The organism is Bacillus sp. V5-8f (genome assembly GCF_002863565.1).
Classification (GTDB): Bacteria; Bacillota; Bacilli; order Bacillales; family DSM-1321; genus Peribacillus.
The window spans coordinates 46,718-69,749 of sequence record NZ_PGUW01000001.1; the positions used below are offsets into that span (position 1 = coordinate 46,718).

Consider the following 23,032-nt stretch of genomic DNA (forward strand, 5'->3'; position numbering starts at 1 on the left):
ATAAAGGATGTTAGAATGTGAATACAAAAAAATGGGTCATCGCCGTGCTGTTTTTCGGTCTTGTTGTTTCTGTTTCGAGCTTCTTTCCCGTAAAAACCATGGCGGCAACAGTTATAAATGTCAAAGACTTCGGTGCAAAAGGGGATGGCAAAACGGACGACACAAACGCCATTCAGCTGGCTCTTTGGGAGGGTGAAGGCAAACAAGTGTTGATCCCTAGAGGGACTTACCGAATCAGCTACCTCACCATTCCATACAATGTTTCAATCATTGGAACAAGTGCAGTGTTAAAAGCTAATCAACCAATTTCTTATGTGTTAAAAGTCGAAGGAAGCAATGTGAAAATCCAAGGCTTAGTGATTGACGGGAATAATCAGAGCATTCAAGGAGTAAGCATTGGGGCCAATTTAAACGACATTTCGATAACGAAATCAGTGGTGCAGAATATTACACAGGACATAAAGTTTAAGAACCAAATTCCAGTCGGGATTAGACTTGATGGAAATACAAGTAATGTCTTGTTGGATGCAGTCCAGGTTAAAAACATCAATGGAAAATACAATATCGGAAACGCGAAACAGGCAGCAGGATTGTTCATCGCTCCGTCAAGAGCGGACCTGAGTCCTGGACAGAATATCCTCATTAAAAACTCAACATTCACGGGCATTGGCCCGCGCAGCAATAGCGATGGCATTCTCGTGAGGGGTTTCACACAGCCAGCCGGGATCACTATCGAGAATAATTCCTTTACCCGGGTGCGTGACCGGGCTATAAGAATTTTGAGCCCTGGTGTTACGGTGAAACGCAACAGAATCGTTAATTCCTTTAAGGGAAATAATCCCGGAATCGTCGCTGCGAATAATCAATTTGACATGACATCGGGCATCTATATCGGCGCAGACAACGTGACGGCAGACGGAAACATTATCAATGGCTTAGGAAGCTATTTCGCAGCCATCGAAGTAACGGGCGCAAGTAACGTGACACTTAAGAACAATACATTATCAAATGGATCGAACTACACGAATTCCGATTTGATCCGCGTCAATACTGCCAGTGCAGGCGCAAACGCTAAAGCAACCTTATATAACTTAACGATCAGCAAAAATACCTTAAGGAACGGGTTGAATGGAATTCGGCTGACATCAGGTGTTGAAAATTTTATTTCTACTGATAATGTGTATGACAATTGTAGGTAAATCATTGAAAACCTCAGCAATAATCAAAAACTTTGTTTAAGATATAAACTAAAAAAAGGCAGAGAACTTAACACGTTCTCTGCCTTCATTTTTTTTAATCAATCGTTTGATTAAACTTTAGCAATTTAAAGCGGCGGGGGACTGACCCCCTAATTGTTAATTGCCTAACGCTTTTTTAATGGCGGCCACCTCGGCTGCAGAGAAACGTGAATACGCTATTTGCAAAGCCATAGCTTCTTGTTCAGCGGTTAATCCATTTTTAGAAGCCTTGTTGTAAATCGCAATCTCTTCTGCTGTAAAACGGCTTAACGCAAATTGAACGGCCTCTTCCCGTGAAGAAAACTGCAGTCCACTATTGATGTTTTTTTGTTGAGAAGAAGCTGTTGACTCATTATTTTTAGTTGCGGGATTTTGAGGCTCTGTCTCTTGCTTTTCATCTTGCTGGGATATTGATTGTGCTTTTACTTCTTGTTCAGAAGCACCCTCGTTTGAAGATATCGTTCCATCCTTAACACTTTCTTCAGCAGCGCTATTTTGATCAGTTACTGAAACATTTTGCTCTTCTTGTTCAGTTACCGTTTCCGTTTCATTTATTGAAGCTTCTTTCTCAACATTTTTTGTTGAGTTCCCAGATGAATGCTGCTCTGTGTTTGAAGCAACTGTTTTCTCTTTGGATGTAAGAAACTTGTTGCCCAAAACGATGATAGTAATAAACATAACTAACAAAATGCTAATACTGACAATGCTCTTGTTTTTTAACCACATTTTAAATACCCCTTAATTGGAAATATTACGCCTTGAAGATTTGACACAAAATATTTAAAGTCGTATTGATAATATTAACAACTAACTGCATAGATAAAGAAAGGGCAGGGATCCATACCCTGCCCAGCCTCTAAAAGTCTTAATCGTTTAAATTTAAAGTGGTTATCCTAAACTGTTACCAATTTATGCAGTTTTAAATACAACCTGATAGTTTTTGAAGGTAATTGTTCTATCTGCCAAATTAGCTAGTTTAGTTAACTCTAGCGTATTACCATTCGTTACTAAACGAACCGCAGTTTCAATTTCTGCTATAGTATCTGCAGATCCTCCATTAACATCCACACTATCATAGTCTAAAGCTGCTGCAAGTAGAGTTGTAAAGTATATTCCTTGTTGATTTAACTGGCCAATAGTGACATCTTCATTTGTATAGATTGTTACTTCAGCTGTCTTTATATTATTTGGTGTTGTGCCAGTTTTAGCGATTTTGAAATATTTATTTTCAATGATACTCGCTGAAGCTCCTGGTCCTAATTTAATAGTAGCGTTAATAGGATAAGCTTGATAGCCTGTTTTAGTGATATTTCCTTCAACTTTTATATCTCCACCGTTTAACACACTCCTAAGTATACCAAGGCTTACTCCATCAGCTCCAGTATCTAACCCACCAAGAATTTGAGTTGTTGTAATAGAAGCAGTACCTGTTGATGAAACTGGAACTGTTATAGGGTTTTGAATCAATTCAAGATTTCTACTCATCGATTTAACTGAAGTGATTGTAACCTGAGAACCGGCAAGTCCATTAGTAATTTCGAGTCCTTTGAATTTAAAAGAATTGTCAAAGCTATCGCTACTCAAATCCACTTCCTGATTGTTGGCTACTGGCACATCTCTTGTGCCATCTATGAGGATAACTGGGCTACTAATAACCGGTAAGGTTGTTGGTGGTGGTGGTGGAGTCGAACCGCCACCACCTCCGCCTCCGCCGCCACTAGACGGTGGTGTTGTTGGTGTTGTTGGTGTTGTCGGTGGATTAGATGGTTTAGTAGTTTCTTTCGGTGGTGTTCCTCCGACTGATACGCCTTCATCCGCTTTCTCGACTGTACCTTTGTTATCAACTTCTACTTTACCTGTTACAGCAGGGTCTTTAGTAATTGCACTTACTGTAGCTCCCTGTGCTACATCAATTTTAGCTGCTGCTTTCACCTCAATTGAACCTACTTTTGCTCCTGCTTCAACTGAAATGGACGCATTTGCACCTGTTACACTGATTTGAGTCGTTGAAAAGTCACCCTTCAAAGAAACACCCTCAGACTGTGCATTTCCTTGAGCTGCTACAGTAATTGCACCGAATGCACCACTTTGAGCTGAATTTATACTAATTTTACCTTGTGCGCCGGCTTTTTCAGTTACAGTTACATTATTAATTTTAGTAGTGCTCTGTGCAACAATGTTTGAACCATTTGCATCGTTTACCACTAAATCATCAGCTTGTACATTGTTTAGGTACAGACTGTGGTCCGCAATATCTTCAACTATAATTTGACCACCAGAAGTGGTGCCCTTGTTGACTTTTACGTTTTCAAGCGAGACAGTACCCGACCCGGTTTTATCACCTTTAACAATGATATTCCCATTTACCACTACATTTGCCAGCTTAATATGTGTATCTTTACCAGCAAAAATGGTTACATTCTGGTTTAACGTTACTGGTTTTGCACTGCTTCCTCCCACCGTAGTTGGTTTTGAAGAAACTTTGGAGACTGCTGTATAAATTACTCCATGTTTAGTCATTTCCTCTTTTAATGGAAGGTAATTTGCCATTAGTTTTTTATATAGGTTACTTTGTGTCCAAAGATACTGTTTCGTGTTGTTATCAGCAATAATTCTTTGGATATAGTTGTTATAAGATTGTGCCTTAGCGTAATTTTCCTGTTTTAAAGCGGCCGCAAGGTACTCAGTGTTGTTTTTCCAACTGAACGTAAAACTTGCTGTATTTTTTACAGTTTTAGCCTTTGTAGAATAAGCGTTTGCCAGTGCAGCACGTGTTGTAGTCCCATAGACATACTTAACTTGACTATCAAACTGTTTAATTTCGTTAGCAACTTTTACATAAGCATTAAAACTCGTATTATCTAATCTATGGGATTTTAAGTAAACATCCATAATTCGAGTTGAATTTAACAACTTTTTCCCTGTATTGACAGCGGCTATGTATTTTGTTGTGCGGTCCAACGTTGGTTTCACTTTTTGGGATAAACGTGTTTGAAGGACTGTTTTTTCCTTACCTTTTGCTTTCTTTACGGCAGCAAAAGCTTGATTATAAGCCGTTAAAGTATCTTTATGCAGTTTTGCATTCGGAAGATCGACCGGGGACTTTGGATACAATTTCTTTCTCGTGTCATAGTTGATTTCTGCTGCTAGTTTTGCTGCCAATTTTTCAGCTTTGACAACAGAGTTTTGGGCACTCGATGCTGCTTCAACATCTGTTGGCTGTCCTACTGCAACGACACCCGAGAAAGCTGTAGTTACAGCCAACACTTTTGCTAAATCTTGTTTCTTCATTATGAGCCTCCTAAATATATTATACACATCGAAACTATTTTCTCATAAACAAATAATATCACTATAGGAAAATAGAAACAATGTTTTTCATAACTTTTACCAAATTTACAAACATTTTTTTACATTTTTTTCAACCTCTTACTATTAATATCGGTTAAAATTTATAATATTAAACAAGAGAACTGGTAGTTATGAAAAGTACGGTGATTCAAAGTACAATAACACATTAAAATCCACTAAAATGGGACAAAAGTCCGTTATTCACTGTATGACTACTATTTGGGTATATGATAGGATAATGAAAAAGGATATGTGAGAGGACAGAAATGAAAAAAATCATAATAATCGCTTCTAGTGTACTGGTGATCGGAGCTGTTGCCGTGGGACATAAATATCAGGAAGATCAAGTGGCGAAAACAACTATAAAGGCTAAAGAAACAATGAAGAAGCCAGAAAACAAAAAACGAATGGTGGAAATTGAGCAGGCTACCGGCAAAACCGCTGTGAATGAAGATGGAAAAATAAAAACAAACACAACAAAAGCGGGTTCCCAGTCGAACATAAGCCAAAATGAACTGAATACCTATAGGGAAAGTACAAGTGGGAGAGCTGAACATAACCCAGAGTCGACTTCCATTTTGTCTAACTCAAATCAGCGTAACCAGAGTGCAACTTCAAATAATCAGCCGAACCAAAGTGCAACTTCAAATAATCAGGCTAATACAAGTTCTAAAAGCGATTCCACTAATTCATCAAGCAACTCCAATAAAAAGAAGACAAAAGAAGAAATCACGAGTACTTACCGTACCGTATTTGGTGAACTTGAAGCACAGGAAACAAGTAAGATTGACCAATTAGTAGTCCAGGCAAAAGCTGACTATGTGTCAAAGAAATATACTAATGCAGAATTGGCGGTGAAATACCAAGAAGCTGCAAAGGCTTTAGAAAGCAATGCCGATAAATCGTTCAACATACTCTACCAACAGATGCAATTTGATTTAGAGACTAATGGTTTTAGTATCAATGACGGACAGGGATTTAAAACCGACTACCAAGCTAAAAAAGAGGAACGGAGAAATAGAGTAGTAAAACAGGTCACTGAGTTTTAACATTTTAACTTGATAAAATGGGATTAATCAAACGTTTGATTAAATTAGGCTGAGCATAAAAAGGCACAGGAGAGAATTACTTTCACTCGTGCCTCTTTATTTTTAAAGGAACCGTAAGATACACTATCGCTGAGTTCCGAGTTATGTCTCCACGGCTTACCAATGACGAAACACTTCTCCCACTGACACCCCTTTTTGATCAGTCCCATTGAAAAAAACTCGTCTTATTTTTGACTGTATTGTTCTGCAACTTTTAAGAAATCATCCACCCGTTCTATATCGCGTATTCTAATATTCTCGCAATTCAAGATTATAAAAACGAAAAATGAGTAAAGGTAGTAGTACCGGATTATCAAAAATCTTGCTGCTAAATTTACAAACTAAAATCCCATGATATTCACCATGGGATTTCTTTTAATTCATGATATTCATTTCAAAAACGATGCCATTCTGAATCCAGACTTCCATCTTCTGGCCATATTTATTTATCCCTGTAGTTACATGGAATATACCTTCTTGTGGATATTTAGGGTGCGGCCTTTTTTCCATACTCATGATTTCCTTAACGGATGTATGCTGTAAGACAAAATCTCTCACTTCTTTATCAGTTTCAAGTTGTCCGGACTTTTTTACACCATTCTTTTCTTCTTCACTTACAGTACTACCTGCTTTCTGTGAAAGGTTCGCGTCCTCTTTTTTTTCATCACTCGCTTGACAACCCGTTAATAATAAAGCCACCGATAGCGCTATACTAGCCCTTTTATTAAGCATAATAATTCCTCCTGTTTGTTACAAACAAAAAGTATAAGGAAACAAATTGCAAGTTTCCTTATACTTCTTTCATTACTAGTATTTTACCATATTTGCAGTTAGATTTAAGTTGTCAACTTGTTGACCATTTACAAAATTTTTGCCATTTACAATGCTGAATCGTAAATCAATAATATACTGATACCAAGAATCATTTGAAATTATATCCCAGATTCGATATTCCCCATCCTCTAAACGATATTGGAAATAACCGTTAGGATCTGTATAAGCTAGTCCCATAGTATATCCACTTTCATTGGTAATATGGACTCGGCCTGTAAGAATCTCACCTTGTTCATTTTTAACATAACCAGTAAGATTAGGTTCAATCATTTGAATATCAATCATATTTCCAACAATCTGGCCATTTACAATTGTGAACGATTCATCGAGAGCTTTATAACCATCTTTTTCAACGGAAAATACTGTAAACTCTCCATCGGTTGCTCGAACTTTATATACTCCCTGTTCGTCTGTTACTACGGTGTACCACACATCCTGATGAATGATACCTACATGTGCATTACTGATAGGACCATTTGCATCATATACCTTACCGACTGTTACATTGTTTATTAGTGGTATAATTAATGTTTCACTTTCTTTCCCATTAACGAAAAGTTTATTATTTGCAATTTCAAACTCCACATCTATCGAGTAGTTTGTGTCGTTCTCCCGTACAGAATTGATTTGATATGTCCCATCTTCAAGCTTGTAAGTGAATTTCCCTTCTTTATTACTTTTTACGCTTCGAACATAACTATCATCGTTTGTATAAATTATGAATTCGATGTTCGGCACCAAACCAAATCCGTCTTGAACTTGCCCTGTATTCTCATACTCCGCAAGTTGTAAATTCCAATACTCCGTTTGTTGTCCATTCACAAATAACAAACCATCTTGCACAGAAAATGATAGGTTCATTTTAACTGAACCAACCCAGGTATTCGAAACTGTTGAAAGATTATATTCCCCATCTGGAAGACGGGAAGAGAATTCTCCATTTTGTTCAGTAGTAACGAATGTGAGAGAATTATATTTCAAGCTCTGAATTTCGAGATTAGCGTAAGATAAAACTGTGTCACCTTCTAATAGTTTCCCTTTAAATGCATTGGCCGGGATTTTAAGATTCAGTTTTTCCTGTTTCTCTCCACTAACGTACAGTTGACCATCATTAATTTCAAATTCAAAATACATCTCATAATATTGATGATTTGGACTTCCGATATTTACTATTTTATATACACCGTCTGTTAATCGATTTGCAAAATCACCGTTTTCATCTGTGGTAATGTACTGACTTAATTGAGAGTTTTCACGTTCCACATATAAATAAGCATTTGGAACCGTTTCGGTTCCGTCATAAACTGTACCGGTTAATGTTACCTTAGGAAACGTTAGGTCTAAACCGTCCTTTTGTTCTCCATTTACAAACAGTTTTCCATCTTGGATTACAAATTTACTTGATAATTCAAAATATCCAAGTTCATTTTTCCCCAAATTAGTGACGGTGTATTCCCCATCATTTAAGCGAATAGAAAACTGTCCGTTGTGGTCAGACCAAACACCAAATTTGCTTGTGTCCTTATCGTTTTGAATCTGTATATTTGCGTCTGGAACTTTATTTGACCCATCCCAAACAAATCCGTTAACTTTTACGCCGGGAATTTTGATTTCCAATGAATCTCTTGCTTCTCCATTAACTAAAAGAACTCCATTTTCTATAGAGAAAAATAGATCAATTTTATACCAACCAATTTCTTGGTGATAGATACTCGTGACTTTGTAATCACCATCAGAAAACTTCTTTTGGAAATCCCCATTTTCATCGGCAACAATATATGTGTCTAGTCCTGTTTCCAGGTGCTGAATATTTAACTCAGCTTGAGGCACCTTGACCTTTCCATCAAATATTTGGCCCTTTAAAATAGACGTGCTTATATTGACAGTTAATGAATCTGTTTCCGTATCAGACACATATAGCTTTCCATCTTTTATTTCAAAAGGCTTCGTGATGCTAAGATTGTCACCTTTACTAGTATACACCCGTGTCACATTGTATGCCCCATCAACTAATCTGGCTGAAAATGTTCCAGTGCTGCCAATTGGAACGTAAAATGATTGATTTCCTTGGGAGGCAATCTCTATTCCCCCGTGAACAACAGAAGAATCACCGTCGACTACACTTCCCTTTAAAGTCATTGGGCTAAGTTCAACCCTTAATTGTTCACTTTCTTTTCCGTTAATGACTAGCTTTCCGTCAATGATTGAAAATACAATATTTGAATTTGCTATTACATTGTTCAAAAGCGAAATGTATCCAATCTTATATTCACCATCACTTAAATAAGCGGTAAAACTTCCATCTGACTTTGTTCTAATGTAAGTGATATTACCATTTTGATGTTGGATTTGAAAGTCAACATCTAGTGCTGGTACAGTGCCATCAAATACTTTTCCGGTAAGAGTTGATTTTGGCAAATTAACAATCAAAGAATCTTCCTCGACACCATTTATCAATAGCTTTCCACCGGAAATCGAAAAAGTAAGTTTTATATCGACCCAACCGGAGTACTGCGTGTATATTCTGGCAACACTATAATTGCCATCCTTCAGACGACCTACAAATTCACCAGTTTCATTAGTTTGTACATTAAAATGATTATAAGTGTCTTCATTACGTAGTTCTACATTTACGTTAGGAACTACGTTCGAGCCATCTAAAACCTTACCTTTCAATGTCACGCTTGGTAACTGGAGAATTAGCTTTTCCTTTTTCTCTTGAGAAACATATAACAAACCATCTTTGATGGAAAACTCTATTAAACCCAATTCAACCCATTGTGTGTGGTTTAAAATTATTGTGTTAATCTGATAGCTTCCATCCTTCAATCGGCCAGAAAATTGACCATTATTATCAGTATTCAAGCTAACCTCTTGATAATTAGCCATGTTTCTGGCAAACAGCGTGGCATTTGTAACAGGTTTATCACCATCTAATAATAATCCATGCAACGTTTTCGGCGACAAATTGACCGTTAGTTGGTCTTTTTCCTGTCCTCCGACTATTAGTTTTCCATCTTTGATTTCAAATGGAATGTCTAACTGATTCCAGGAGTTCTCCATATAGACACCTGTGATACGATATTGACCATCTGGCAACCGTACATGGAAGGCTCCATCCTGATTTGTCCTTGCATTAAAATATTGATAATTATTTATTTGCTCAATCCCAAGATCCGCACTAGTTACAGTTTTACCTTCATCCAGCACAATTCCTTTTAACGTAACGGAAGGCAGATTAACCTGCAATTGTTCCTTCTCTTCCTCATTCACGTAAATTTTTCCTTCTTTTATTTCGAAAGAAAGATCCATTTTGGTTCTCTGGTTATCTTGAGTGTTTACTTGCGTAAGTTGATACTTACCATCTTCCAATCGGCCATAAAATTGACCACTTTCGTTTGAAGAAATCGTGAAGTATTGGCCTTTGTCAATACGCTCAATAGTCAAGCTAACATTCTTAGCAGGTAAATCATCTGCCATCACGATTCCTTTTAAAGTAATCGATTGAATTATCACTCTTAATGACTCTGATTCTTCACCATCTATTTGCAATTTCCCATTTACAATTGAAAATGCAATATCCAATGGACTCCAGCTTGTGGGTGAGTAACCACTTTCGATTTTATAATTACCATCCGCAAGGCGGCCAAAGAACTCACCCTGATAATTTGTTTTAACACTCACACTATTTGTAGAATCTTGCTTCCTAATAGAGAGTGTAAAATTTTCAACAGATCCATTGCTGTCTGATACAATTCCTTTCAATGTGATAGCTGGTAGGTTAATGACTAGCCTGTCTTTTGCAGTACCGGAAACGTAAAGTTTTCCATTTTCTATTGTGAATTCAACAGATAAATTTACCGATGCGAACTCATCTTCAAGGTACGCTCTTTCAACAAGATAGCTTCCATCCGGCAAGCGGCTACCGAATTCCCCACTTTCATTTGTGTGCAGACTGAAAGTTTGGTTTCTGTTTATATTGCGAATTGTGAGTCTGCTGTTAGCCACCCCTTTATCGCCATCCAATAGTTTACCTTTTAAAGACTCTGCAGGAATACGTAAATCTAACGTTTGTGTTTCAACGTTTTCAATAAATAATTTTCCATTCCGAATCTCAAATTCCTTGTTCATAGCGATAAAATCAGGAGATTCTCGTAAATCAACACCTGTTACGGTATAGTGACCGTCTACTAATCTCGCAGAGAAATTCCCACTAATATCTGATCTTAGAAACATGTCTCTCTGCTGGCCATTAGAAATAGTGACAGTTGAATTCGGCACAGGAATTGTCCCATCTAGTATAGAACCAGTGAGTGATACTTCTGGAAGATAAATATCCAGACTATCTTGTTGTACCCCATTAACCGTCAGTACACCTTCTTTTACAGTAACAAGAATATTTACACCTATTGAAACATCATGGGTAGCATCCCAAACTTCATCTATGGTGTAATTACCATCAGGAAGGCGTATAGTGGTACTTCGAGCATCATTTAGATCTACATATGCTGAGTAATCCTTATCACCATTTAATTCCATTATACTTATAGATAAACCATCTATACCTGTAGTATCACCAAATATACGCGTTACAAATTCGTTTTCGTCGGATGGGATCTCGATTATTAACTTATCTTGTTGAATTCCTTTGACATAGATTTTACCATTCACGACTTCAAAAGAATAATTAATGAAAGAATATTGATGACTTCTATTTTCATATGTAACAATTTCATCAATATTATACTTTCCATCTTTAAATCTTCCCTTAAATTCGCCCTTATCATCCGTTTCAAGCTCAAACATTTCTCCATTCATTGAATCGTAGTGAAATAGAACGGAGGCATGCATGATTCCAATATCGCCTTTTACAATCTTGCCATTCACATTTAAAGGAGGAACTTCAATTGATAGATTCATTGTTTCCTGACCATTGACAATCAAGGTTCCGTCAATCACTTCAAAATCTAAACCAACAGGTGTATAACCTTCACCTTCAACGCCATCAACTCTATATTCTCCGTCGCTTAATTGAAGTTTAAACTTACCTTCGTTATTTGTTACAGCATCCATTGAATCATAGTCTTCGCCTAGTTTAGAAATTTGTACGGATGCATTAACAATCGGTTTCCCACCGGAGCTCACGATTCCTTCAATGTTTGTGTCAGCTAGTACTACTTGAAGACCCGTTACTGGGGTCGCTTTGTTAAGTGTAAACGGAATATTTACAAAGGAAGAACCGTATTCGTTTGTTTCAACTGCCGATATATAATACGTACCAACAGGTAGGGAGAACAAGAAAGTCCCATCTTTAAATTCGCGTATATATGTTCTATGTCCGTCTTGGGTACTTACATGTATCTTACCATTCGTTACATTTTGGCCTTTATACGTAACAGTCCCGGATACAGATACATCAGTTATGATCTCAGCTAGATCTACTTTAATGTCTTCACCCGATGGTATTGTAATTAGGGAACCTACTCCATAATACGCACCATTTGTGAGGCTAACGTATAGGATTTGATAATCCCCGTTTGGCACACGCAATTCGAAGGATCCATCTTCCTCTGTTACAAATGAGTAGACCTCACCATTTACAATTCTTTTTACGTAAACGTTAGCACCATGCACAGGCACAGACGCGTTCACTATAGAACCCTTTGCCGTAACAGCAGGTAAGAAAATCGTTAACTTATCTTTTGTCTCACCATTAATGATGAGTTGTTTATTAACAATTTCAAATTGCTCATTTAGTTGTATAGTACCGATTTTGGGATTGCTGGCAGCAACCACTTTATATTTTCCGTTTAACAATTTAACTGTAAAATTACCCTGTGCATCTGTTTTTCCAGATGATATTTGGTTTGTTTCAACATTTAAAATTTGAATATCCGCTTCGCCTACAGGCTGATTGATATCATAAAGGGTTCCAGTAATATCAACAGTTTCTGCACCAATATTAATGGATATTTCTTCTAAATCCTTTAACTTGCTATCTTCAACGGAAAATTTCAGATTGATCGGGTACCATTGTTGCTTATCATCCACCCAAATACCATCTACCAGATATTCGTCATCCGGCAGAAACAACTCAAAATTTCCTGATTCATCTGTTTGAGCCGTATACCAACGGGTTTCTGATCCCGTTGTATGGAAACTTACCGTTGTCAGTACAGCATTACTTCCATCTTTCACATGGCCTTTGACATTACTTGTTTTTACATCGATTTTTAACGGTTTATCTTGTTCCCCGCCAACAACCTTAAACGTTTCATTTAATTCTAACCATTCCTGAGTTGAAGTTACCCAAATTCCGGATATTTCATATTCTCCATCAGGAAGGCGTAATTCAAAATTGCCATTATTGTCTAATTGAGCATTGTACCATACTCCATCTGAGGATAATACACTCACCCAGTCCCCGATTATTGGCTCATTTGCATAAGTGAATGTGCCTCTGACATTCTTTACAACTTCTTCAACATCAAAGTCGAGCGTTCCTTCAAGTTGCCCATTTGCTACTATAAACTTTTTGTTCAAAACATACCATTGACCAGGTGAAGACACCCAAATTCCTTGGATTTCATATTCTCCATCAGCAAGATTTAATGAAAAATTGCCATTATCATCGAGCTGCGCATTAAACCAGTCACCAGTTGATGATAGAACATTTACCCAGTCTCCTGTTACAGGAGTGCCAGCTCTTTTCACGGAACCGTGTACATTTTCTGGCGGAGGAGGTGGAGGTAATTTAAGCTCCCCGAGATCCTCATTCCCTGAAACCTTAAAAGTGAAATTTAATTGAATCCATTCTTGATACTTCGATGACCAAACTCCCTGTATTTCATATTCTCCATCAGGAAGAGTTATCTGGAAATTCCCATTAGCATCCAATTGAGTGTTATACCATTTATTGTTTGAAGACTTAACGTTGATCCAATCATTTACATTTGCTAGTTTAAAGATACCCGTTACAATATTTCCGGTTTGCTTTACATCAATATCCAAATTCCCTTTTAATACACCATTTGAGACAGAGAACTTTTTATTCAATTGATTCCATTCTTCATATTTTGAAACCCAGATTCCCTGAATTTCATAACTTCCATCCGGAAGTGACAATCCGAAAGTTCCATTTTGATCTAATTGAGCATTATACCACTTGCCATCTGTAGCCAATACGTTTACCCAATCGCCATTAATTGGTTCACCATCACGTTTAATAGACCCCATAACATTGTTTTCAATCACTGGTGGTTTTAACTCTATGGCTAAAGTACCTTCTAATTTACCACTTACTACAGTGAATTTTTTATTTATTTGGTTCCACTCTTCATATTTAGATACCCAGATACCTTGTATTTCATATTCTCCATCTGGTAAAGCAAGTGTAAACTGTCCATCTGAATTTAATTGGGCATTATACCATTGACCAGTTGAGGACAGTGCGTTTACCCAGTCACCGGCTACCGGTTCACTTGAACGCTTTACTGACCCTTCTATATTGACTGTTTCTTTTACGTCAATATTTAAGACTAATCCCCCATCAGTTACTTTAAACTTCTTATTTAGTTGGTTCCATTCTTCATGTTCGGATACCCAGATTCCTTGAAGTTCGTATTGACCTTCAGGCAAAGAAAACTCGAATTCTCCGTTTTCGTTTAATACAGCATTAAACCATTCACCAGCAGAAGAAACAATATTCACTGTATCTCCTACCACTGGAACTCCAGCCCGTTTCACTGTACCAGTTACAGGATGGACAAGAGGTTTTGGAGCTAAATTAATAGATAGTTCATTTGTATCTTCTAAATTGCCATTCACAACTTTAAATGTTTTATCCAATTGGTACCACTTTTGCTCATTCTCCAGCCAGATGCCTTGTATTTCATATTCCCCATCCGGCAAGTTGAATGAAAAATTACCAGTAGAATCGGTTTGATCATTAAACCACTCGTCTGTTTTTGAATGAATATTCACCCATTCACCAACAACTGGCTTATCCCCAATCATTAATTGTCCTTTAATAGTTGGTTTTAGTGGTTGCAATGATTGCTCTGGTTGCTCTAGTGGCTCAGTAGTTTCTTCTTTGATTGGTTGTTCCGCATTTTGTTCAGCCGTTTGTTCCCCTGACTGTTCTGTTGCTTCTTCCTTTGTTCCCTCAGGCGGAGAGGAACCTTCTTGAATAGGCGCTTCTTCAGAAACTACAGGCTCATCTGTAATAGTTTCCTGTGCCTCAGGGCTTTCTGTTAAAGGGGAGGTATCACCACCCGCATCGGGTGCCTCACTTTTTTGTTCTGTAGCGTCTTGATTTGGCTGTTCCTGTTGTTCTTGTTGCGTATTTGGTTCATCAACATTAACAATAGGAGCTTCAGTTGTACCCTCTTCTGCCTGAGCATAAGGCACAAATAAGCTAAATAAATAGATTGTAGCAATCAGTCCTATTAGCAATCTTTTAAACTTATAGGCTCTCTTCATTCATTTACCCCTTTCATCTAGTTAAATTTTACTATATTATTTTACCTCATTTGCACATATTTACCATAAATTTTTTTATGCAAAAAGTTTTAGGTAAATATCCTTACACCATGACAGCGCTTTACGTCTTAGCGATACCGGGTAGTGCGTCAGATAATCTTCATTCATCACTTGTTCTTTTTTTTCATTTTTATTTTTAATAAGATTTCTAATAAATACTCGGTCAGGATCTTTGTAATTCATCCCGACTTTATGTACAAAAAACACTTGGTCGTCCCGTAAATATGCGTCTAACTCCTCTACACTATGCCTTCTCAATACAAGTGCGTGAGAGCCAGGATTACTAACAGGATTCGCTTTAATTTTCACTGCATAGGAGGCGTAAATAATTTCTTCAAGTGCCTCTAATTTAGAAACTCCCACCTCATGCAATAAAGGAACAGTCATAGCATCTTCAACAAATTTCTGGACATACTTGTGGCGAAACACTTGACAAGGATTAAAACTTCCATAAGGCTTTTCAATTTGAAAATACTTTTGAAATTTACTTTTCCATTTATATAAAAATCGCCTACCTATTATCCACTCGGTGCCCTTGTCAATAGTCTGGAAATTTACCCCCATATACAGTGAATTTTTCATAGTTTTATGAATAAACTCTTCAAAACCCGGTTTAATCAATAACATGTCTGAATCAAGCGTGACAAGAAAGTCATATGTAAACTGTTCCCTTTCGAGCATTTTCATTACACCGTAATGAAATTCCGATAGTTTTCCATGCTTAAGTGGTTTGCTGTAAGGACAAAGGTCGATGGGAAGACCTTTATAAAAAGAAGTATCCTCGCCTCCATTAAACAAAATGATTCGGCTGTTTTTTGAAAATGCGTGTATACTATCAATTAAATCCTCTAAGCAATCCCGATTGTTATGGGCAAGAATAGCATATACAATGCTGTTAATTGTATTTCACCTCCTTAAAAACACATATTCATCAACTAAGGAACTAGTCATTTTCTCTATGGTAAAATGATGACTTCTTTCCCTCGCCAAATTCCTGAAGTTCAATAATTCTTCATCTGACATTGTTATTACCTTTGTCATGGCATATATTAGTGCATCAACATCTTTTGCAGGAATCAAATAACCATTTTCATTGTCGATTAATGCTTCCTTAATACCGCCTACATCTGTACCTATCACCATTAGTCCTGCAGCAAAGGCTTCTATCAATGTATAGGGAAAGCCTTCTTGAACAGATGGCATCAAAAATGCATCATATTGGTTCAATAAAGGAATTACCTGCTCCGGTTGAACAAATCCATGAAGTGTAACATTTTGTATCTGCTTATGTTTCAGAGTTTCTTTAATCATTTCTGCCAATGGGCCATCTCCGTAAAAATCCAGATGATATTTCTCCGGGTATTTTTGGTCGACTTGTTCAATTGCTTCTAGCAGATAACTTATTCCTTTTTCTTCAATCATTCGTCCTAAAAAAACAAATCGCTTCTTCGCGATTTGCCGTTTGGTCACTTCTATTTGGGGTGGTACTTCGATCCCGTTATGTATAACCGAGATTTTACTTTCATCCAATTTATAAGCCATAAGCATATCCTTAACTTGTCCGGACACAGCTATAATCCGATCAGACCTTTTTATGGCGCTTACATACAAAAACTCATAGACTTTTCTTAATTTCAATCGATCCGGTATCCAGCCATGGGCTGTCACAAACACATTACTGGATTGTCGAGAGATAGTTTTGGCTACCATACCAATGAAAGTGGCTCGTGGACTGTGCAAATGTACTATATCCGGTTTCAGTACCTCCACTAATTTCTTTAATTTCCAGATTGCCTGTATTCCTCTTTCCACGTTGACAATATGCTTTTTGTCCAAATAATGTTCCACTAACGATGCCAATTTCGAACCAGTTGGCAAAACGACGGTCAGATCGATTGTTTGGCGGTCCATATGTTTCACGAGATCAAAAACATGTTTTTCTGCTCCACCGTAAGAAGAGTTCAGCACGATCAACATCACATTTTGTTTCACAATTTCAGCTCCTTTAGGACGGCAAAAACGATGCTTCAGAATATATAGCACTTTATTTTATCCATCGACTAGTCTATGGACACCGATTCACCATAACTCATTGAACGCTTTTTTTGCCGTTGGAATCTAATTTCTATATTTGCAATCGGTATGGTTGTCTGAGTCTCATCCAACCTATTAATCCCACCCAGATTACAAAAACCGGCATAAATGCAGCTAATTGTAATACTAATGATAAGCTTCCAACCAGAACCGTAAACAAGTGTATTAAATCGGATCTATAATGGTCGCCCAATCGGCACATGAACGAAATTAGTAGAGGTCCAATTATTAAACCTACCCATCCTAGATTTGCAATTGATTCATCCAAAATACTAGTGGTCATGCTCCACCCTACATATTGTGCGGGTATTTTTAATAATGCAGCGGTGGCATAAACCGCATACGGCCAAGGCTTATCGGGCCATACATCCCTTGGGATATACATGGCAATATTAAATAAGAAGCTTTCAAACCGATATTCCAAGATTTGAAGACGGTCCGTATATAATTCTGCATAAATTGCCAACTTTGTAACATCATCACGACCGTAATCAACTCGAAAGTTATGATACACTTCAGACCAATTATCAATTTTTAACATTTGGTAGCGAAACACCGTTTGATACATAGAGGAGAACATTATCATGCACATTATTAGCAATGCTACTAGCATACTTAAATGAAATGGCTGTAAAATCTTTTTGTTCCATGTGGCATACAAAATAAGCACAAACGCTAAAGCCACGATATTTCTCTTACCATTAATCCAAACTGCCGCAAATAAAAAAGGGGACATCATCAAAAATGTAAAGAAAAATGCTTTTCTAGATTTGCTTTTCATCAGCATAAAGGAAAAGGAAATAACGCTGAAGAAAGTGGCAATCGCTACAATCTCATGAAATTTTTCGCTTTGCTCAGTCGGAAAGCCTAGCACCGCTCTACCGTATTGTAAATATATACTCGGATCTGGAGAAAAAATAGATACAAAGACAGGACTAACCAGACCGGCAATATAAAAGCTAGTCAAAGGAGTGGCCGCGACAAGGATCCCATTATGTTTAAGAGTACCTTTATTGATAGGTCTCTTTTTATTAACTGCGGTGATTGCCCAAATTAAAGGGACCATAGAAACATAAATATTGTAAATAAGACGAGTTTTCGTATCATTTGCAGCTTCTGTAAAACCACGCTCATATGTATAATGAGGAATTCCGAAAATAATGTCCATTCCTAGAGGCAGAATAAAAAATACATAAAAAACAATCATAATGAAATTGATTGAATATCGGGAACCCCGGGAAATCGCCTTGATCGCTTTGAAAGTCCAATATGATCCCCAGATAACTGTAAGACCGTTAAACAGACTAAGCATAAATAAGTTCCAATTGTTTAACGGACGCATTGATATCGTATCCTTGGTCCATTAAGTACTTCTTTCTGTTATTAAAGGTATCAGGATTTTGAGTGAGGGCATTTTCAATTGCAGTTTGCCACTCACTAAGCGGTGCCTCTAACGGGACAAATGAAACCATTTCCTTTACAATCGCTACTTCTTTGGGAATATTAGCTGATATTACACATTGGACTCCTGCAGCTTGAGCTTCGATTAAGACAACCCCGAGGCCTTCATATAACGACGGAAACAAAAATACATCAAATAAGGTCAGTAAGGAAGATATATCTTCACGAACACCTAAAAAATGAACATATGATTCTAATTGTTTTTCTTTAACCAGATTTTCAATGTTTTTACGAAGTTCTCCTTCACCAACCAACACTAAATGCGCATTCTTCACTTGATTATGGAAATGAGAGAATATATGAATTAAACCCTCATGGTTCTTCTGTTTAGAGAACCTTCCTATGTGGCCAATTACTATTGCAGATTCAGGTAATGAGATGTCCTTTTTTGAGTAAACCATTTGATTGTTCTTCCTAAATGATTCCAGATCAATCGCGTTTTTTATGATATGAATACGATTATCTTCAATCGGGCTTCTACTAAATAGAGAAAAACAGGCATCGTGCGAACAGGCTAGTAAATGGGTTGAGTGTTTCAGTATTCTTTTTTTCATGACCGAACGATAGGCATAGCGTAACAAGCTATTAACTTGTCCATCTTCAGTATTATGGCTATGGGAAATCCGGATGGGTATACCCATTCTTTTCGCTATGGAGATGGTTATGCCACTAAAGTAATGTACATGACTATGTACGGCGTGAAATTCTCCATGTAAAAGTGTCTCTTTAAGTTCCTTCATAAACGCAAATAATGACTGGGATGGGTGAGACAATCGAAAGATCCTTCCACCAAGTGCTTCAATTTCGTTATCAAAATGACCCCTTTCTTGGACAGAAACGGCAAAGTCAAATTGAATACGTGATCGATCAAGCTTTCGATATAAATTCATGATCATGGTCTCAGCACCCCCAGGATTCATGTGGTTAAAAATATGAAGAATACGTACGGGCTGTTTCACTATTCATTCACCTACACTGATGTTACTTTTTAAAAATTTTTGAAGAAGAAGAGTGCTCCCAATCCATTGAACAGCCGATGTGGCAACCATGGAATAGCCAGCACCGTTCAAACCAAACTTTGAAATGAACACATAGCTTGAGAGGATACCAGCTAGAAAAACAATAAAATGAAGTATGGGCTGAGCATTCACAAAACGCCCCGCCGTTAATGCATAACCAGAAAAGGTGCTCATAAAGTTAAATGCTGCACTAATAATTACGAGAACTAATAGATTAGTATATTGTCCGATTTGTTCGTTATATATCAACACCAAGATATCTTCACCTACTAACAATGAAAGAATGATGCCAATCGTTCCGAGGAGGAGTGCCAACATGTTTAATTTATATAATAATTTCTTTAATTCATTTACCTTTTGGGTAGAGATCAATTGTGCGAATCGGGGACTAAAAGCCTGTCCAATACCATTAATAAAAATATTCCCTATTATTGTTAAATAAGCAATAGCGGAAAAATAACCAACATGTGTAACATCCAAAAAATATGACAGAATGTATTTCTGTACATTCGAATTAATCGAAATAATACATAACACAACACCTAACGGAAAGCCCAGTTTAACTAACACGAGCATAGATCTCTTTTCAATCTTCCAATTCACCGGTAAATGTACATGTTTTCGTTCATAACAATGTAAGACCATTAACCACGTTAAAATATAAACAAATAATGCAATATATAAATTATTGAAGAAATACAAAGAAATGCTAAAGAGAAGAAAAGAAATAATACCTCTTAACAATAGGGATTTAGCAACAATATCGAGCCGTTCCTGTTGCTGAAAAAAACCATACAGAAGGTCGCTTCCTGATTCAATCAACTTTAAAATAGCTACGAGCAGAATTACTAATTTTGTAGACATGTCTAACTCTAATAAAGATACTATGGAAATAATAACCACGAGAGACAAGATACTTGTTAGCCCTCTTAATTTTAAATAAATATCAATATGTATCTGATTGGTGGTTTCTGTAGCAAGCAATGAACGAAGCTGCAAACTGGAAAGCATGAACGCTGGTCCAGTAATAGCTACAGCAAGGGTAAATTGCCCTATCATCTGATCATTGCCCAATTTTGATAGCGATGAAAGAATCCCCCATTGACAAATAGAAAAAAGGACATTTCCAATTAAAATCCATGAAATGTTTTGCTTTAAAGAAAGTGTTTTTGTCTTAAACATGTATGTTACAAGCCTTTCTTTCGAATCAACGAGCTCCATCACCTGTAAATAGCACACGAATTGTATGAACAATTATTTTCGCATCCATCGCAATTCCGATATTATTTATATATTCCATGTCATATTTTAATTTCTGATCAGGGGATAGATCATAGCCTCCATTCACTTGTGCCCAACCGGTTATACCCGGTTTAACCTGTAAACGATATATAAACGAGGAGTTATGTTCCGTAAATCGCTTTGTTAATTCAGGCACTTCAGGACGAGGTCCAATCAAACTTATATCCCCTTTTATCACATTAATAAATTGAGGAAGTTCATCCAACCGATATTTACGCAAAATTGCGCCTACCTTCGTCACACGGGGATCATTAACCGAAGCCCAACGCTGGCCATTTTTCTCAGCGGCCTCTATCATTGTCCGTAACTTGATAATAGTGAATTGCTTTCCATTAAGTCCTACACGCTTCTGATAAAAGAAAATTGGACCTTTAGAGTCTAGTTTGATAAAAACCGCACAAAAAAAAAGGATAGGAAAGGTAAGTATTAAACCAACTATTGCAAATAATAAGTTGATCATAGTAGTCCAAAATATGTAGTATAAAGGCAAACTTTTACGCTGTACATCTGCAACGCTCCAGCCCAACTGCATTACTCTGTTATGTTCATTTATGTGCATTATAAGTCACCATGCCGTATTATATAGTTAAAATGTCCTAGATTTATTGAACTAAAGACATAGTACCACATTTTTACTTAATTACATATATTTTTCCACATTTTTTTACATGTTTATAATTAATTTATACACTGAAATACTCCAATTGGATGAAGTGCTGGATTTTTGGAGCCTTCGTTGTGCTCTCCTAAATTTTCAACTTCCTATTTAAATATTAGTAAAGGAAAGAACAAGCGTTTGTTCCCATTAATACAAAATCTTGGACGAATGTGAAAAAATGTTAATAAGTATAAACTTTTTTAATTGAACTGACTGAGAATGATACTAGCATAAATAAAAAAGGACTGATATCAGCCCTCTAAATTCACTAGTCTCATAATATTTTTCTCCGTCTACTGTTCCTGAACTTGATAAAAACATGTCTGTCTTCTGATTTGAAAAACTTTACTCCAATAATTGCTAAAGGTGTCCAAATTTCTTTCATTTGATACAGAGGCATATTATATATTCATCCCCTTTTCTGTAACCCAGCCATCATAGCAGAAGCCGTAGATCTGTGGTTTTGCATCCTAACTTTTCAATAAGATTGGTTTTCATAAGAATAAATACAATTAATATGGTAATTATACCTTTTTATTCCATAGTGTAGAGCTGTTAGTTTTCAAAAAATTTTTACAATAATCGACAGCTTATACTCGTAGGGAATGAGTCCATGATTATATTATATGAATTCAGTAAACTTTATGTATCAGTTACAAGCAAACAGTTCCTATTCCTAAATACATCCTTTGATAGTTAAGACTCGAATAAATGAATTTCAACCACAGGGCAGATATTATAGTTATTGCTAATGCCAAGATAGAGGGGAAACTGTAGAAAAAATCAAATAATGTTACAATTCGTGATACTAACAATAATCAGTGATAATGTTTTTATCCTGTTGGCATATATTATGGCCCAATCTATTGCTGAATAAATTGAAATGACAATAGTGTTGTTGATAAATCTTTTCTTAATTCCAAATGTTACAATCGCAGGTTCACGCTTAGACTTGTTAATGGAAATAAAAGTTTTACGGATAAACTTTTTATCAATGCCAACTATAGTTAGTTAGAATCAGGGAAGAGAACATCGATCCCTTGTCTTTCCCTTCTGGAATTAGTGAAGTGGGTAAGAGCTAATTGATATGCATCGCTTTTATCCGTTTTATGAATCCTTAAGGTGTCACATTGCAGTTTGGCATTAATGGGTTTAATATACAGTATGCATAATTGTTCTCTTTCATAAAACGTTCTAACGGACGCGAATAGACACCGGTTGATTCAAACACAAAATGAGGCAGTTTTCCATACCCTACGGTAAATTCTTCAATCCGAGATCGTAATTCTGAGAACTCGGACCTGCAGTGCTTAATTTCACCTTCGAACAGACTATTTTTAGCTTTTACCCAATACTTACATCAAAAGCAATGACATGATTCATAGTATTCTCCTTTAATAGTATTGAAGCCTTCATCTTACACTTATCTATTCCCATTTCTTATAC

General features: G+C 36.8%; 12 protein-coding genes, 1 pseudogene and 1 riboswitch. Of the genes and pseudogenes, 2 read left to right on the plus strand and 11 right to left on the minus strand.

Annotation, left to right across the window (positions count from 1 at the left end):
- Positions 1-17 precede the first annotated feature (17 nt).
- Positions 18-1,199 (plus strand): glycosyl hydrolase family 28-related protein, encoded by a 1,182-nt coding sequence (locus CUU64_RS00205; protein ID WP_101631268.1) that lies wholly within the window; start codon positions 18-20, stop codon positions 1,197-1,199.
- Positions 1,200-1,355: 156 nt separating this feature from the next.
- Here the strand turns inward: CUU64_RS00205 and CUU64_RS00210 are convergent, their stop codons facing one another.
- Positions 1,356-1,964, minus strand: coding sequence for a hypothetical protein (locus CUU64_RS00210; protein WP_101631269.1), 609 nt, complete (start codon positions 1,962-1,964; stop codon positions 1,356-1,358).
- A gap of 183 nt (positions 1,965-2,147) precedes the next feature.
- The gene (locus tag CUU64_RS00215) at positions 2,148-4,529 is read right to left on the minus strand and encodes a hypothetical protein (RefSeq protein ID WP_101631270.1); all 2,382 of its coding nucleotides are present in this window, start codon (positions 4,527-4,529) and stop codon (positions 2,148-2,150) included.
- Between the two features lie 326 nt (positions 4,530-4,855).
- On the opposite strand from CUU64_RS00215, the gene CUU64_RS00220 reads away from it, so the two are divergent.
- Complete coding sequence (locus CUU64_RS00220; protein ID WP_101631271.1) at positions 4,856-5,638, plus strand: hypothetical protein; 783 nt, start codon at positions 4,856-4,858, stop codon at positions 5,636-5,638.
- 414 nt (positions 5,639-6,052) lie between these two features.
- On the opposite strand, the gene CUU64_RS00225 is transcribed toward CUU64_RS00220, so the two are convergent.
- The 9 genes and pseudogenes from CUU64_RS00225 to CUU64_RS22400 form a co-directional block, all read right to left on the minus strand.
- On the minus strand, positions 6,053-6,409 hold the full coding sequence (locus CUU64_RS00225) for a hypothetical protein (RefSeq protein ID WP_101631272.1): 357 nt from the start codon (positions 6,407-6,409) through the stop codon (positions 6,053-6,055).
- Between the two features lie 75 nt (positions 6,410-6,484).
- Positions 6,485-14,992 carry a hypothetical protein gene (locus CUU64_RS00230; RefSeq protein WP_101631273.1) on the minus strand — a complete coding sequence of 2,836 codons (8,508 nt, stop codon included), beginning with the start codon at positions 14,990-14,992 and terminating at the stop codon, positions 6,485-6,487.
- A 75-nt stretch (positions 14,993-15,067) separates the two neighbouring features.
- Positions 15,068-15,850 carry a hypothetical protein gene (locus CUU64_RS00235; RefSeq protein WP_101631274.1) on the minus strand — a complete coding sequence of 261 codons (783 nt, stop codon included), beginning with the start codon at positions 15,848-15,850 and terminating at the stop codon, positions 15,068-15,070.
- A gap of 108 nt (positions 15,851-15,958) precedes the next feature.
- The gene (locus CUU64_RS00240) at positions 15,959-17,044 is read right to left on the minus strand and encodes a glycosyltransferase family 4 protein (RefSeq protein ID WP_101631275.1); all 1,086 of its coding nucleotides are present in this window, start codon (positions 17,042-17,044) and stop codon (positions 15,959-15,961) included.
- Between the two features lie 133 nt (positions 17,045-17,177).
- The gene (locus tag CUU64_RS00245; protein WP_101631276.1) at positions 17,178-18,488 is read right to left on the minus strand and encodes a hypothetical protein; all 1,311 of its coding nucleotides are present in this window, start codon (positions 18,486-18,488) and stop codon (positions 17,178-17,180) included.
- Positions 18,451-19,566 (minus strand): glycosyltransferase family 1 protein, encoded by a 1,116-nt coding sequence (locus CUU64_RS00250; protein WP_101631277.1) that lies wholly within the window; start codon positions 19,564-19,566, stop codon positions 18,451-18,453. Before CUU64_RS00250 ends, CUU64_RS00245 begins: the two co-directional genes overlap by 38 nt.
- Positions 19,567-19,569: 3 nt before the next feature.
- Entirely contained in the window at positions 19,570-20,880 is a 1,311-nt protein-coding gene (locus CUU64_RS00255) for an oligosaccharide flippase family protein (RefSeq protein ID WP_142383578.1), read from the minus strand.
- Positions 20,834-21,487: a sugar transferase gene (locus CUU64_RS00260; protein ID WP_257985332.1), complete on the minus strand. Its 654-nt coding sequence runs from the start codon at positions 21,485-21,487 to the stop codon at positions 20,834-20,836. The genes CUU64_RS00255 and CUU64_RS00260 overlap by 47 nt, the downstream gene beginning before the upstream one ends.
- A gap of 518 nt (positions 21,488-22,005) precedes the next feature.
- A riboswitch (cyclic di-GMP riboswitch) is annotated at positions 22,006-22,088 on the minus strand.
- 520 nt (positions 22,089-22,608) lie between these two features.
- Positions 22,609-22,969: pseudogene (locus CUU64_RS22400) on the minus strand (IS110 family transposase); the annotation flags it as partial.
- Positions 22,970-23,032: the final 63 nt, after the last annotated feature.